13 protein-coding genes are annotated in these 13,592 nt (G+C 70.5%); 8 read left to right on the top strand and 5 right to left on the bottom strand.

Translation table 11 applies throughout. The annotated features are described in order from the left end of the window. Positions 1 to 352 precede the first annotated feature (352 nt). From ACFXI3_RS45180 to ACFXI3_RS45165, 4 genes are read left to right on the top strand one after another with little or no spacing between them, the layout of a single operon-like run. On the top strand, positions 353 to 1,675 hold the full coding sequence (locus tag ACFXI3_RS45180; protein WP_354751235.1) for a M20/M25/M40 family metallo-hydrolase: 1,323 nt from the start codon (positions 353 to 355) through the stop codon (positions 1,673 to 1,675). After that, positions 1,675 to 2,568: an alpha/beta fold hydrolase gene (locus ACFXI3_RS45175; protein WP_378408261.1), complete on the top strand. Its 894-nt coding sequence runs from the start codon at positions 1,675 to 1,677 to the stop codon at positions 2,566 to 2,568. The genes ACFXI3_RS45180 and ACFXI3_RS45175 overlap by 1 nt, the downstream gene beginning before the upstream one ends. Positions 2,569 to 2,601: 33 nt before the next feature. After that, a complete protein-coding gene (locus ACFXI3_RS45170) occupies positions 2,602 to 3,204 on the top strand; it encodes an ArsR/SmtB family transcription factor (protein ID WP_378408259.1) in 603 nt (200 codons plus the stop codon). Beyond that, positions 3,197 to 3,925, top strand: coding sequence for an SRPBCC family protein (locus ACFXI3_RS45165; RefSeq protein WP_378408257.1), 729 nt, complete (start codon positions 3,197 to 3,199; stop codon positions 3,923 to 3,925). Before ACFXI3_RS45170 ends, ACFXI3_RS45165 begins: the two co-directional genes overlap by 8 nt. A gap of 52 nt (positions 3,926 to 3,977) precedes the next feature. Here ACFXI3_RS45165 and ACFXI3_RS45160 read toward each other — a convergent pair whose 3' ends face one another. From ACFXI3_RS45160 to ACFXI3_RS45145, 4 genes are all read right to left on the bottom strand, one after another. Beyond that, positions 3,978 to 4,559, bottom strand: a complete 582-nt coding sequence (locus ACFXI3_RS45160) for a dihydrofolate reductase family protein (RefSeq protein ID WP_378408255.1) — start codon at positions 4,557 to 4,559, stop codon at positions 3,978 to 3,980. Positions 4,560 to 4,577: 18 nt separating this feature from the next. Beyond that, on the bottom strand, positions 4,578 to 4,802 hold the full coding sequence (locus ACFXI3_RS45155; protein WP_344275483.1) for a DUF5703 family protein: 225 nt from the start codon (positions 4,800 to 4,802) through the stop codon (positions 4,578 to 4,580). Beyond that, positions 4,799 to 5,812: a hypothetical protein gene (locus ACFXI3_RS45150; protein ID WP_344275480.1), complete on the bottom strand. Its 1,014-nt coding sequence runs from the start codon at positions 5,810 to 5,812 to the stop codon at positions 4,799 to 4,801. Before ACFXI3_RS45150 ends, ACFXI3_RS45155 begins: the two co-directional genes overlap by 4 nt. A 98-nt stretch (positions 5,813 to 5,910) precedes the next feature. Next, positions 5,911 to 6,873 carry an aldo/keto reductase gene (locus ACFXI3_RS45145; protein ID WP_344275477.1) on the bottom strand — a complete coding sequence of 321 codons (963 nt, stop codon included), beginning with the start codon at positions 6,871 to 6,873 and terminating at the stop codon, positions 5,911 to 5,913. Positions 6,874 to 7,034: 161 nt separating this feature from the next. On the opposite strand from ACFXI3_RS45145, the gene ACFXI3_RS45140 reads away from it, so the two are divergent. The 3 genes from ACFXI3_RS45140 to ACFXI3_RS45130 all read left to right on the top strand — a co-directional run bounded on the left by ACFXI3_RS45140 (position 7,035) and on the right by ACFXI3_RS45130 (position 10,754). Next, on the top strand, positions 7,035 to 7,877 hold the full coding sequence (locus tag ACFXI3_RS45140; RefSeq protein ID WP_378408252.1) for an undecaprenyl-diphosphate phosphatase: 843 nt from the start codon (positions 7,035 to 7,037) through the stop codon (positions 7,875 to 7,877). A 29-nt stretch (positions 7,878 to 7,906) separates the two neighbouring features. Then, positions 7,907 to 8,611: a histidine phosphatase family protein gene (locus ACFXI3_RS45135; RefSeq protein ID WP_378408250.1), complete on the top strand. Its 705-nt coding sequence runs from the start codon at positions 7,907 to 7,909 to the stop codon at positions 8,609 to 8,611. Positions 8,612 to 8,702: 91 nt separating this feature from the next. Next, entirely contained in the window at positions 8,703 to 10,754 is a 2,052-nt protein-coding gene (locus tag ACFXI3_RS45130; RefSeq protein WP_378408248.1) for a M3 family metallopeptidase, read from the top strand. Positions 10,755 to 10,827: 73 nt separating this feature from the next. Here the strand turns inward: ACFXI3_RS45130 and ACFXI3_RS45125 are convergent, their stop codons facing one another. Then, positions 10,828 to 12,000 carry a serine/threonine-protein kinase gene (locus ACFXI3_RS45125; protein WP_378408246.1) on the bottom strand — a complete coding sequence of 391 codons (1,173 nt, stop codon included), beginning with the start codon at positions 11,998 to 12,000 and terminating at the stop codon, positions 10,828 to 10,830. A 223-nt stretch (positions 12,001 to 12,223) separates the two neighbouring features. Between ACFXI3_RS45125 and ACFXI3_RS45120 the strand changes: the two genes are divergently transcribed. Beyond that, the gene (locus ACFXI3_RS45120) at positions 12,224 to 13,474 is read left to right on the top strand and encodes an MFS transporter (RefSeq protein WP_378408244.1); all 1,251 of its coding nucleotides are present in this window, start codon (positions 12,224 to 12,226) and stop codon (positions 13,472 to 13,474) included. Positions 13,475 to 13,592: the final 118 nt, after the last annotated feature.

The following is a 13,592-nucleotide window of genomic DNA, read 5'->3' as shown; positions in this document are numbered from 1 at the left end:
TCCGTTGGTTGCGTGGGGCACCCCGAAGGTTGATTGTGCTGACGGTTCGGGGGTGCTTGTCAAGGCGGGAAAGATGCCTTGACAAGCACCCCCGAACCGCAGGGAGGCTTCGTATCGGGGTTGGGGGAGGGGCTGGGTGCCTCGATGGGTGGGTGCGCGGGCGCGGCGTGCTCTGTGAAGGGCTCCTTGAGGGAATCTGGTTCCGTGAGGGGCTCCTTGAGGGAATGCCTGGTCGTGTGGGGAACCCGGAGGGGCTCCTGATTCCCTCACGGACTTCTGCTCGGCGCGCCCGGTGCCGGTTCCGCTCGCCGGGACGGCGGCGTCTTCCTGCGGCGGATGATAGGAATGGCCGGTGACCCAACCGAACTTGATCGACGCCGCCGCGGACGAGGCTGTCACGCTTACCAGCGAGCTGATCCGCATCGACACCACCAACACCGGCGACCCCGAAACCCTCGTGGGGGAGCGTGTCGCGGCTGAGTATGTCGCGGAGAAGCTGACTGACGCCGGGTACGAGATCACCTACGTCGAGTCTGGCGGCAAGGACCGGCACAACGTGATCGTGCGGCTGCCTGGGGCGGATCCCAGTCGCGGGGCGTTGCTGATCCACGGACACCTCGACGTCGTCCCGGCGGACCCGGCCGAGTGGTCGGTGCATCCGTTCTCGGGCGCGGTCCAGGACGGCTACGTGTGGGGGCGCGGCGCGGTCGACATGAAGGACATGGTCGGCATGACGCTGGCCCTGGCCCGGCACTACAAGATCAACAATATCGTGCCGCCGCGCGATCTCGTGTTCCTGTTCGTCGCCGACGAGGAGGCGGGCGGCAAGTTCGGGGCGCAGTGGCTGGTCGAGCACCGGCCGGAGTTGTTCGAGGGCGTCACCGAAGCGATCAGCGAGGTGGGCGGCTTCTCGATCACCTTGAAGGACAACGTCCGCGCGTATGTGATCGAGACCGCCGAGAAGGGCATCCGCTGGATGAAGCTGCGCGTGCGCGGCACGGCGGGCCACGGGTCGATGATCCACCGCGACAACGCGGTCACCAAGCTGGCCGAGGCCGTGGCGAAGCTGGGGCAGCATCAATTCCCGCTGGTGCTGACCGATTCCGTGCGCGAGTTCCTCGCAGGGGTCACGGAGATCACCGGCTGGGACTTCCCCGAGGACGATCTCGAGGGCGCGGTCGCGAAGCTGGGCAACATCTCCCGGATGATCGGCGCGACCCTGCGCGACACCGCGAACCCGACGATGCTCACCGCGGGCTACAAGTCGAACGTGATTCCGTCGGTGGCCGAGGCCGCCGTCGATTGCCGCATCCTGCCGGGGCGGCTCGAGGCGTTCGACCGCGAGTTGGACGAGTTGCTCGGGCCGGACATCGAGAAGGAATGGATGGAGCTGCCGCCGGTCGAGACGACGTTCGACGGTGCGCTCGTCGACGCCATGACCGCCGCGGTGCTCGCCGAGGATCCGGGCGCGCGAACCCTGCCGTACATGCTCTCCGGCGGCACCGACGCGAAGTCCTTCCAGCAGCTCGGCATCCGCAACTTCGGCTTCGCGCCGCTGAAACTGCCCGCTGACCTCGACTTCTCCGGGCTCTTCCACGGCGTCGACGAGCGCGTCCCGGTCGACGCTCTGAAGTTCGGCGTCCGCGTCCTGGACCGGTTCCTCCGCTCGTCCTGATGCCCGAGTTCCGGCTCGCCGACGGCACGCCCCTGCACCTCGTGCGCAGGGGCGACCCGGCGGCGGCCGTGACTGTCGTGCTGCTGCACGGCTACGCGCTCGACCAGCGCAGCTGGGGCCGGATCGCCCCGGTGCTGCCGGACGCGGTCGAGCATCCGCTCGCGGTGCTCAGCTACGACCACCGCGGGCACGGCGAATCCGGCCGGGCCGCGCGCGGCACCGCGACGATGGGCCAGCTCGCCGACGACCTCGCCGAGGTGATCGAACAGGCCGTCCCGCACGGGCGCGTCGTGCTGGTCGGCCACGACATGGGCGGGCTCGCGGTCATGTCGCTGACCCAGCGGCATCCCGAGCTGTTCGCGGCGCGCGCCGGCGGGCTGGTGCTGCTGTCGACGTCGTCCGGGCGGATCGCCACCGAAGCGTCCGCGGCCTGGCCCAACGCGCTCGGGAAAGTCGCGCAGGACCTGGAAATGGTGCTGGGCGCGAAGCTGTACGGCCTGGTCCGCGAGCACACCAGCCGGGCGGTGAGCGCCGGGCTGCGCTGGTGGCTGTTCGGCGACGATCCCGACCCGGACCTGGTCGAGCTGACCGTCAAGATGATCCGCGGCAACTGGCCGCACACCATCTCGCAGTTCCGGCCCGCGCTGGACGCCTATGCGCGCGAGGCCGCGTTGACGCTGGCCGGAGACCTGCCGGTGACGGCGATCGTGGGGGAGCGGGACCGGATCGTCGCGCCCGCCGACGTCGAGCAGTTCGTGCGCGGGCTTGCCCAGGGATACGCCGTGGTGCTGCCCGGCGTCGGGCACGTCGTGCCGTTGGAGGCCGCCGCGCAGGTGGTCCCGCGGATCGCCTCGGTCGTCAACGAGGTCCACCGACAACAAAATCTGTCTTGACAAGCTGAGTGTTCTGACGCGACGATGGGACGCATGTTTCCCGTTGCGGTGATCGAGGACGCGGCCGCGGCCGAGGTGTCGCTGGACCCGGTCCGCGCCCGGCTGCTGGCCGAACTGGCGCGGCCTGCCTCGGCGACGATGCTGGCCGCCCGCGTCGACCTGCCGAGGCAGAAAGTGAACTACCACCTGCGCGCGCTGGAAAAGCACGGGCTCGTGGAGCTGGTCGAGGAGCGGCGCAAAGGCAACGTCACCGAGCGGATGATGCAGGCGACCGCGTCGTCGTACGTGATCTCGCCGTCTGCGCTCGCGGCCGTGCAACCCGACCCGGCGCAGTCTCCGGACCGGCTCTCCGCGCGCTGGCTGCTCGCGGTCGCCGGGCGGCTGGTGCGCGACGTAGGAATCCTGATCACCGGTGCCGCGAAAGCGCGAAAGCGCGTCGCCACCTTCGCGCTCGACGGCGAGGTCCGGTTCGCTTCGGCGGCCGACCGCGCCGCGTTCGCGGAGGAACTGGCGACCGCGGTGACCACGCTGGTGGGGAAGTACCACGACGAAAAAGCCGAGAACGGCCGTGCGCACCGGGTGGTGCTTGCCGTGCACCCGAGCGTGCCGATGGGGGAGGAAAACGGGCATGGGTAAGGAATTCCGGGAGATCGACGTCGCCGAGATCCCGGTCGAGCCGGAGCAGGTCTGGGCCGCGATCGCGACCGGGCCGGGCATCGACTCCTGGTTCATGGGCCGCAACGAAGTCGAAGGCGGGGCCGGCGGCGCGGTGCGCGGAGCGTTCGCCGCCTACGAGCCGACGCACGCGATCACCGCGTGGGACCCGCCGAACCGCCTGGCCTACGGCGGTGAACCGGAGCCGGACGGACGCCGGATCGCCTACGAATTCCTCGTCGAGGGCCGCGACGGCGGCAGCTCGGTGATCCGCTGCGTCACGAGCGGCTTCCTGCCCGGCGACGACTGGGCGGACGAGTTCGAAGCCATGCAGGCGGGCGGCGCGCTGTTCTTCCGCAACCTGGTGGAGTTCGTGCAGCACTTTCCGGGCCGTACTGCGAAGCCGATTACCGCGTTTGGGTCGAGGGTGATCGCGGACTGGTCTGCGTTGTGGGCTGCGGTGGCGAAGGAACTGGGCGTTGCCGAGTTGACCGTCGGCGCGAAGGTTCGGCTGGCCGGGTCTGATGGTGTGTTGTACGCGGTCAACGACCAGACCGTCGGAATCCGTACCGATGAGGGACTTTTCTGCTTCATGCAAGGCTTCCGCGGCCCGCTGGTGGCGACGCACCACATCGTCGCGCCGGAGGTCGATGTGGCGGCGGAGGAAGCCAAGTGGGCGGAGTGGATCGCCGCGCTCACCTGACCGTGTCGAAAACCGGGGTCACCGGTTCGTCCACCACGCCATATGCCCCGATTCAGGCCCGCGCGTACCGCAACAAGGCGACGCCGCTCTCGAACGTCCGGCTGTCGGCGAGCCGGTAGCTGTCCACCGAGAACCCGGCATCGAACAGGGGCGCGCCGGAGCCGATGACCACCGGGTACAGCTTCAGGTGCAACTCGTCCACTTCGTCGCGCAGCGCCCCGGCCAGCGCGCCTCCGCCGACGAGCCAGATGTCCTTGCCGTCTTCCTTCTTCAGTTCGCGGATCTTCTCCGCCGGGTCGGTGTTGACCACCTGCACCGCCGGGCCGGGAGCCTCGGTCATGGTGCGGGAGAAGACGTAGTGCCGCAGATGCGTGTACGCGTCCGGAACGCCGAGGTCGACGCCCATCTGATAGGAGACGCGGCCTTCGACGACCGTGTCGAAATGCCGGTGCGGGGCGTCCTCGATGCCGAGCACGGACCGCAGATGGGTCGGCACCATCTCCGGGTACTCCCGCAGCAGCGGCTCGGCGTGGTCGCCTTCGAACTGGAAGACCGAGCCGGTCGGGTCCTCCCGGGTCGGCGCGGCGATGAAGCCGTCGAGCGTGGACGCGACGAGGTAGACCAACTTGCGCATAACGGACAGTCAAGCAGGTCAGGTGGCGAGCCCTGTCGAGTGGTCCGCCGCGGTGCGCTTCCGGCGCAGCCATACCCGCCGCGTGCCGTCCGCGTACAACCGCACTGTGCGCAGCTCCCACCCCGCGAACTCGGCGTGAATGGAAAGCTGGATCATCGCCGCGCGCCGGGACACCGCGGGGGGAAGGCGCAGGCGGCGATACTCCCAATCCCCTTCGACCACCGCCTCGTCGACTGTCGTCATGGCTGGATCACCTGGGTCCCTTCTCCGGCGGCCGAGCCGACGAACACGCGGCCGCTCTGGTCGTCGACGCCGACCGTGTCCGGCTGGCGCACGGTCGGGAATCGGTATTTCTCGACGGGCTCTCCGCCGCGGACGTCGTAGCCGACGACCTCGTTGCGGGCGGTCAGGGTGATCCACGCCAGGCTGCGTTTCGCGTCGTAGGCGATGCCGTACGCGCCGCCCGGGACCGGGTAGCGCTGGCGGAGGATCAGGGGGTTGGTGGAGAACGCGAGCAGCGCGCCCGCGCGTGCGTCGGTGACCAGCACGCGGCCGTACGAATCGGCGATCGCGTTGGCCGCGCCGTCGCCCGCGCGCAGGCCTTCGTCCATGGTTCCGGCTTGGACGTCCACGCTGAACACGGCGGTGCGCAGCCGGTCGAGGACCACGACGCCGTTGCCGGTGTTGACCACGTCGTCGGCGCTGTACAGCTGTCCGGTGATCGTTTTCGCCACCGCGCCGTTCGTCAGCACCTCGACGGCCTTGCGGTCGCGGACCGCGACGAGTGTGTCCGGCCCGTCGGCGGTTCCGGCGGCGGGTTGTCCGGCGACCTTCTCGGCGGTCAGCTGCCCGCTCGGCAGCGCGACGCGGGCGAGCACGCCCTTGCCCGGGACTCCGGCGAGCGCCTGGCCGCCGGACACGCTGAGCGATTCCGCCGGACCGGGCAGGGCGACGGTCTTCTTCGGCGCGCCGAGCGAGCCGAGGTCGTAAAGCCGCAGCTCAGGCGGCTGGGAGAGGGCCACGACGAGGGTGTGGCTCTGCTGGTCGGTCGCGATCGCGGACACCACCGGCATCGGCAGCACCTGCCCGGCCGGCGGGACCGCGCGGGCGGGGGAGACGGCCGGTTTCGCGGCCGTCGGATTGGCCACGACCTGCAGATTGTCCTTCGGTTCGGCCGAGGACGAGCAGGCGGACAGCGCGAGCGCACCGGCCAGCGGGATCGCGATCCGCGACGCGGCGGTGAGCCGACGCACCTTGAAACCTCCAGCAAAGCTCCGGCGAACAGGTCCCTCAAGCATCCTCTCCGAATGCCGAACCGTCACGCCCGTGTCACCGACCCGACACCTGCGGCTCACCGGGTGCCCCGTTCCGGGTAGCCGAAGTCGACGCTGCTGACGTCGTCCAGCGCGCTGCGGATCGCCGGGGGAAGGGTCAGATCCTCGGCGGCGAGAGAGCCGGTGAGCTGCCCGGTGTCGCGCGCTCCGACGACCGGAGCGGCTACGCCGGGCCGGTCCCGGACCCAGGCGAGCGCCACCGCGAGCGGCGAGGTGCCGAGCCCCTCGGCGGCGGTCACGACGGCCTGCACGATCCGCGCGGCGCGTTCGGTGCGGTGGTGTTCGACGTATCCGGCGTACTCGGCGGACGCGCCGCGCGAGTCCGCGGGCGTGCCGGTGCGGTACTTCCCGGTGAGGACGCCGCGGCCGAGCGGAGCCCACGGCAGCACGCCGATGCCGTGGTGCTCGGCGGCCGGGACGACTTCGCGTTCGATGCCGCGTTCCAGCAACGAATACTCGAACTGCCCGGACACGAGCGGCACGGTGGCGAGAGAGGCGGCCGTCGCGAGCTGCCAGCCCGCGTAGTTGGAGACGCCCACGTAGCGGACCTTGCCGCTCGTCACCGCGTAATCGAGCGCGGACAGCGTTTCCTCGATCGGCACGCAGGAATCCCACGCGTGCAGCTGCCATAGGTCGATGTGGTCGGTGCGAAGCCGCTGCAGCGAGCCTTCGAGCGCGGAAAGCAGTGCGCCGCGCGAGGCTCCGCCGCCGAACGGGCCGTCTCCGCGCCGGGCGACAGTCTTGGTGGCCAGCACGATGTCCTCGCGCGGGACCAGGTCCGACAGCAGTTCGCCGAGCATCCGCTCGGCCTCGCCGCCGGCGTACAGGTCGGCGGTGTCCACGAGCGTGCCGCCCGCGTCGACGAACGCGACCAGCTGGCTGGCCGCCTCGTCCGGATCGGTGTCGCCGCCCCACGTCATGGTGCCGAGGGCCATCCGCGATATCCGCAGTCCCGACCGGCCGAGCTGTCGCTTTTCCACGACCGCCGAGCCTAGTGGGCGCACCCCCCGCGACCGGACGAAGGTGACCTCGTGTCGCACCGGCGCCCTCCCGGGAACCGCCGGGAACCACCCGATAGGTTCCCGATCGTGCGAATCGGACTGCGCCCCGTGCGGGCGGGCGAACCGGCGGGAGCGGCCTGATGGGATGGTTCGAGGCCCTGGTGCTGGGGCTGGTGCAGGGGCTCACGGAGTTCCTCCCGATCTCCTCGAGCGCGCACGTGCGGATCGTCGCGGCGCTGTCGGGCTGGGGCGATCCGGGCGCGGCGTTCACCGCGGTCACCCAGATCGGCACCGAGCTCGCGGTGATCCTCTACTTCGGACCGAAGATCGGCCGGATCCTGCGCGCCTGGTTCTTTTCGCTCTACCGCCCGGACTGGCGGCGCGACCCGGACGCGCGGCTGGGCTGGCTGATCATCGTCGGCTCGCTGCCGATCGTCGTGCTCGGCCTGCTCCTGCAGGACGAGATCGACAAGGCCTTCCGCGACCTGCGGATCACCGCGACGACGCTGATCGTGTTCGGCCTGATCCTCCTGTTCGCCGACCGGACCGCGAAGCAGCAGCGGACGCTGGACCATCTGAACGTGCCGCACGGCCTGGTTTACGGCTTCGCGCAGGCGCTCGCGCTGATCCCCGGCGTCTCGCGTTCGGGCGGCACGACGAGCGCCGGTCTGCTGATGGGCTACACGCGTTCGGAAGCCGCCGAGTACTCGTTCCTGCTCGCGGTGCCCGCCGTGTTCGGCTCGGGGCTGTACAAGCTCACCGACATCGGCAAGAACGGCGAGAACGCGCAGTGGGGGCCGACGATTCTGGCCACGCTGGTCGCCTTCGGCGTCGGCTACCTGGTGATCGCGTGGCTGATGGCCTACATCAAGAAGCGCAGCTTCGTGCCCTTCGTGATCTACCGCGTCGTACTCGGCGTGGTGCTGTTCGGCCTGGTCTTCGGCGGCGTGCTCGACCCGAACGCGGGACCCGCGGGCGGCTGAACGCGCGGATCACCGGTTAGGGTGGCGTCGTGAGTACGGTCATCTTGCTCCGGCACGGAAAGTCCACGGCCAACGGCTCGGGCGTCCTCGCCGGGCGCACCCCGAAGGTCGGGCTGGACGACACCGGCCGGGCACAGGCCGCCGCGCTCGTCGAGCGGTTCGCCGGGGTGCCGGTGTCCGAATTGGTGGTGTCGCCGATGCTGCGCTGCAAGCAGACCGTCGCGCCGCTGGCCGCCGCGCAGGGCCTGGACAAGGTCGTCGAACCGCGGCTGTCCGAAGTGGACTACGGCGAGTGGACCGGCCGGGAGCTCAAGAACCTGGTGAAGGAACCGTTGTGGCGCGTGGTGCAGGCGCACCCGTCGGCGGCGGTCTTCCCGGGCGGGGAAGGGCTCGCCGAGATGCAGGCGCGGGCGGTGGCCGCGATCCGCGCGCACGACGCCCGGATCACCGCCGAGCACGGCGACCACGCGGTGTGGGTCGTGTGCAGCCACGGCGACGTGATCAAGTCGATCCTGGCCGACGCGCTGGGCCAGCATCTCGACGCCTTCCAGCGGATCGTCGTCGACCCGGCCGCGGTGTCGGTCGTCCGCTACACCGAAACGCGGCCGTTCGTGCTCCGGGTGAACGAACACGGCGGCGATCTGGCCGGGATCGTGCCGCCGCCGCCCAAGAAACGCGGCCGCGGCAAGAAGGGTTCCAGCGACGCCGTCGTCGGCGGAAGCACGGGCCGCTGACGATCGACAGTCCTTCCGTCGGATGCCAAACCCCGTAGGGTGGGCGGAACCACGTGGAGAACCCTGTGGAGAACCAGGAGCGCAAACCCGAATGATTTCCCCGGACAACCCGTTCGCCGTCCCCAGCGACCTGCCGTACGAGCTGCCGCCGTTCGACCGGATCGCCGACGAGCACTACCGGCCCGCCTTCGAGGCCGGTCTCGCCGAGCACGCGGCCGACGTGGAGCGGATCGCCGACGACCCGGCCGAGCCGACCTTCGAGAACACCATCGCGGCGCTGGAGCGGGCCGGGGCGCTGCTGACGCGGGTGTCCGGCACGTTCTTCAACATCTCGGGCTCGAACGCGACCGACGAGGTCCAGGAGATCCAGGCCGAGCTCGCCCCGAAGCTGGCCGCGCACGAGGACGCGATCCACCTGAACCCGCGCCTGTTCGCCCGCATCGACGCGCTGTACCAGAAGCGCTCGGAGCTGGGGCTGAGCACGGAGGCGCTGCGGCTGCTGGAGCGCCGCTACACCGATTTCAGCCGGGCCGGAGCCGGGCTGCCCGAGGCGGACCAGGCGAAGCTGCGCGCGCTGAACGAGCAGCTTTCGACGCTGCAGACCCGTTTTTCGCAGAACCTGTTGCGGGACACCAACGAACTCGCCGTCGTCCTCGACGACGCCGCGGAGCTGGCCGGTCTCGGCGAAAGCGCGATCGCGGCGGCGGCGCAGACGGCGGCCGAGCGCGGTCTCGAGGGCAAGTACGTGCTGACCCTGACGCTGCCCACCGCGCAGGCGGCCGTGGCGTCGCTGGAGAACCGCTCGGTGCGCGAGCGCCTCTTCACCGCTTCGGTGTCGCGCGGCAACCGCGGAAACGCTTATGACAACAACGCGATCGTCGAGGAGGTCACGCGGCTGCGGGCCGAGCGGGCCGCGCTGCTGGGCTACCCGAACCACGCGGCGTACGTGATCGCGGACGAGACGGCCAAAACCGTCGAGGCCGCCGGCGGTCTGCTGGAGCGGCTCGCGCCGGTGGCGGTCGCGAACGCGCGCACCGAGGCCGCGGAACTGCAGAAGCTGCTGGAAGCCGACGTGCCCGGCGCGACGCTGCAGCCGTGGGACTGGGCCTTCTACGCGTCGAAGGTGGAGCGCGAGCGCTTCCAGCTGGACACCGCGGCGCTGCGGCCGTACTTCGAGCTGGACCGGGTGCTGCACGACGGAGTGTTCGTGGCGGCGAACCGGTTGTACGGCTTGACTTTCACCGAGCGGAACGACCTGCCGAAGTACCACCCGCAGGTGCGGATCTTCGAGGTCTTCGACGCCGACGGCAGCGGGCTCGGCCTGTTCCTGATGGACTACTACACCCGCGACTCCAAGCGCGGCGGCGCGTGGATGAACAACTTCGTGGACCAGTCGCGGCTGCTCGGGCGGCACACGGTCGTGGTCAACGTGCTGAACGTGACCAAGCCGCGCGAGGGGGAGCCGACCCTGCTCTCCCTGGACGAGGTGCGTACTGCGTTCCACGAGTTCGGGCACGCGCTGCACTCGCTGCTGTCCGGCGTCGAGTTCCCGACCTTCACCGGCACCAACGTGCCGCGCGACTTCGTCGAGTACCCGTCGCAGGTGAACGAGATGTGGATGTTCTGGCCGGAAATCCTGGCCAACTACGCCAAGCACCACGAGACGGGGGAGCCGCTGCCGGCCGGGCAGGTCGAGCTGCTGGAGGCCGCGCAGCAGTACGGCGAGGGCTTCCGCACGACCGAGTACCTCGCCGCCGCGCTGCTCGACCTCGCGTGGCACCGGCTCGGCCCGGACGACCGGGTGGAGGACGTGCAGCGGTTCGAGGCCGAGGCACTGGAAAAGGCGGGCGTGGCACTGGAAAGCGTCCCGCCGCGCTACCGGACGACGTACTTCAACCACGTCTTCTCGGGCGGCTACAGCGCCGGGTACTACTCCTACATCTGGAGCGAGGTGCTCGACGCGGACACCGTCGAGTGGTTCACCGAGAACGGCGGCCTGAAGCGGGAGAACGGCGACCACTTCCGGTCGACCCTGCTGGGCCTCGGCGGCAGCGTCGACCCGATGGAGGCGTTCGCGACCTTCCGCGGCCGCGCGCCGGAGATCGAGCCGCTGCTGAAGCGCCGGGGACTCGCGGGCGCGTAAGCTGGGTGTATAACGACCTATACGGCGGGGCTGGAGCGACCGGCCCCGCCGTTCGGTGTCCGGACGGAAAAGCTCAGCCGACAGCGATGTTCGGCAGCCACAGCGCGAGCAGCACCGCGAACGTGGCCATGCTCGCGCCGAAGGCGATCGGCTTGGAGTGCCGGATCGGCCAGGTACGCGGGCCGACTCCCACGAGGAACGCGATTCCCCCGGCGATCAACGCCGGGGGAAAGAGGGCGTCTCCCCGGGTGTCGGCGTGCGTCGCCCCGCTCAGGGTGATCATCGTGACCACGACGGCCATTGCCACGCCGAAAACGGTCGCGATGGTCCCGGCGATGATTCGCGGCCGGTCCGCATTCTGACGCGGCGGCACAGGTTCCGGATCGACCGGCTGCCGAACGGTCTCGACCCGGGTTTCCTGCCGGGGCGAGTTCGCCGCGGCGGCCAGTTCCCGTGCCTCGGCGAAGGACGGCCGGGCGGCCGGATCTTTCGCCAGCAACCGGGCGATGAGATCGGTCAGCGCGCCCGCGCGCCGCGGTGGCGGGGGCTCATGGAAGAGAATCGCGGCCATCGTCGCTTTCGCGGTGTCGCGCGCGAACGGTGAGACGCCCTCGACGGCGTGATACAGGGTGGCCCCGAGGGAGAACAGGTCGCTGACCGCGCCGCGGCCGTGGCCCTCGAGCCGTTCCGGGGCGGTGTATTCGACCGAGCCGATGAACATGCCGGTGGAGGTCAGCTGGGTGTCGGCGTCGTGGGTGGCGATCCCGAAATCGGTGAGCAGCACGTGGCCGCGCTCGGTCAGCAGGACGTTGCCGGGTTTGACGTCCCGGTGCGCGATGTCCGCGTCGTGCGCGGCGCCCAGCGCGTCCACCAGCGCCGCCGCGATCGGTGCCGCTTGTCCGGGGGAGAGCGGGCCGTCGGCGAGGCGGTCGGCCAAGGTCTGGCCGTCGACCAGGCGCATCACGATCCACGGGACGCCGTCCTCGACTACGACGTCGTGCACGGCCACGATGTTCGGATGGTCGCGCAGCCGGGCCGCGTGCCGGGCCTCCCGCTCGGCCCGCTTCAGCCGGTCGGCCTGCTCGGCGTCGCTGGACGACGGCGGCAGCCGCATCTCTTTCACCGCGACACTCACGTCGAGGGCTTCGTCGTGGGCCCGCCACACCCGTCCGAAACCGCCGGACCCGAGTTCGCTGATCAGCCGGTACCGGCCGCCGATCATCGTGTCCGGTCGCCCCTCGGCCATCCCCACCGTCCCTGTGCGCTCGCGGTCGTCAGCTTCGCCAGCGTAGGGAACCCCGCCGCGTTCCGCCGCCGAACGGCCGGTTCCGGCCGCCGGTACCTCGGCGAATCCGGCTCTTCGTCGGATCCGCTGAGGCCCGGGCCCGGGATTCGGCGGATCCGACGAAGCCGCGGAGGGGGTCCATGACCGCACAATGCGGCATCGCCGAATCAAGGAGGATCCGACGGTGAGCATTCCGAGTTCCGCCCCGGTCGTGCGGCGGACCGAACGGACCACGTTGGCGCTGCTGGTCGGCGTCTTCATCATCGACTACATCGACCGCGTCATGATCGCGGTCGCGCTGCCGCTGATCGGCGCCGAGTTCGGGCTTTCCAAGACCACGCAGGGGCTGGTCGTGTCCGCGTTCGCGATCGCCTACCTGCTCGGGCAGATGCCCGGCGGGCTGCTCGCGGACCGGGTGGGCGCGCGGCCGTTGCTGGTGATTTCGCTGGTGGCGTGGTCGGTGTTCACCGCCGCCACCGGGTTCGCGCCCGGATTGGTCGTGCTGCTGGTGCTGCGCGCGGCGTTCGGGTTCGCGCAGGCGTTGTTCCCCGGCGCGGCGTTCAAGGCGCTTGCCGAGCGGACGACCCAGGAGGGCCGCAGCCGCGGCGCCGGGCTGCTGCTGGCGTCCAACTCGGTCGGGGCCGGGCTCGGTCCGCTGCTGGTCGCGCCGTTGGTGGTCGCGGCGGGCTGGCGGCACACGTTCTGGATCGTCGCGGTGGCCGGCCTGGTCGTCGGGTTGTTGCTGTGGCGGTTGCTGCCGGCGCCCCTGCCGCGAGAGCTGACCGAACCCGAGGCGCGCGTCGCCCCGGTGAAGGTGCCGGTGTCGCAGGTACTGCGGAACCGGCTGGTGATCCGCTGCGCGGCGATGTTCGCCTGCTTCAACATGCTCGCCTACGGGATGATCACCTGGGTTCCGTCGTACCTGGTCGAGACGAAGGGCCTGTCGCTGGTCGCGGCGGGGATCTCGGCGGCGATCCCGCAGCTGGTCAGCGCGGCGGCGGTGCTGCTGGGCGGATGGCTGATGAGCCGGTACTTCGACCACCGGCCGCGCTGGCTCGTGGTGCCCGCGCTCGTCGCCGCGGCCGGGGTGCTCGTCGCGATGCTGCTGTCGGATTCGGCGACCGGGTTCACCGTGCTGCAGACCGTCGCGATGTTCATCAGCGGTCTCGCCTCGATCGGCATCGTCGGCCTGCCGCTGCGCGTGCTGCCGCGCGATCTGGTCGGCGCGGGGATGGGCCTGGTCAACACCGGCGGCCAGCTCGCCGGCGTGCTCGCTCCGCTGGTGATGGGCTGGCTCGCGGACCGGTTCGGGTTCGCCGCGGCGTTCGGTTTCCTGGCGGTGTCGACGCTGGCCGCGGCCTTGATTTCGCTGACCACGCGGTCGACGACGCTCTCGCTCGGCGCGCCTGCCCCGGCCAAGGAACAGGTCGGCTGATCTACTGGCGATCGTGAGTGTTTATGCCCGGTAAAACCCGCAATAAAACCCACGCCGACGCCGGCCCCAAGGTGCCCCGCGCCCGCCCCCAGGCCCCCCGTGGCGGCCGCACATACCC

This window comes from Amycolatopsis sp. NPDC059235, assembly GCF_042754125.1.
GTDB lineage: Bacteria > Actinomycetota > Actinomycetes > Mycobacteriales > Pseudonocardiaceae > Amycolatopsis > Amycolatopsis albidoflava.
This window is presented reverse-complemented; position numbering and strand designations above follow the sequence as displayed.

Bases quoted from the DNA above. Each gene is read 5' to 3' on its own strand.
- ACFXI3_RS45165 (WP_378408257.1), top strand. From the start codon at position 3,197: ATGGGTAAGGAATTCCGGGAGATCGACGTCGCCGAGATCCCGGTCGAG.
- ACFXI3_RS45175 (WP_378408261.1), top strand. From the start codon at position 1,675: ATGCCCGAGTTCCGGCTCGCCGACGGCACGCCCCTGCACCTCGTGCGC.
- ACFXI3_RS45130 (WP_378408248.1), top strand. From the start codon at position 8,703: ATGATTTCCCCGGACAACCCGTTCGCCGTCCCCAGCGACCTGCCGTAC.
- ACFXI3_RS45160 (WP_378408255.1), bottom strand. From the start codon at position 4,559: ATGCGCAAGTTGGTCTACCTCGTCGCGTCCACGCTCGACGGCTTCATC.
- ACFXI3_RS45140 (WP_378408252.1), top strand. From the start codon at position 7,035: ATGGGATGGTTCGAGGCCCTGGTGCTGGGGCTGGTGCAGGGGCTCACG.
- ACFXI3_RS45125 (WP_378408246.1), bottom strand. From the start codon at position 12,000: ATGGCCGAGGGGCGACCGGACACGATGATCGGCGGCCGGTACCGGCTG.
- ACFXI3_RS45170 (WP_378408259.1), top strand. From the start codon at position 2,602: ATGTTTCCCGTTGCGGTGATCGAGGACGCGGCCGCGGCCGAGGTGTCG.
- ACFXI3_RS45155 (WP_344275483.1), bottom strand. From the start codon at position 4,802: ATGACGACAGTCGACGAGGCGGTGGTCGAAGGGGATTGGGAGTATCGC.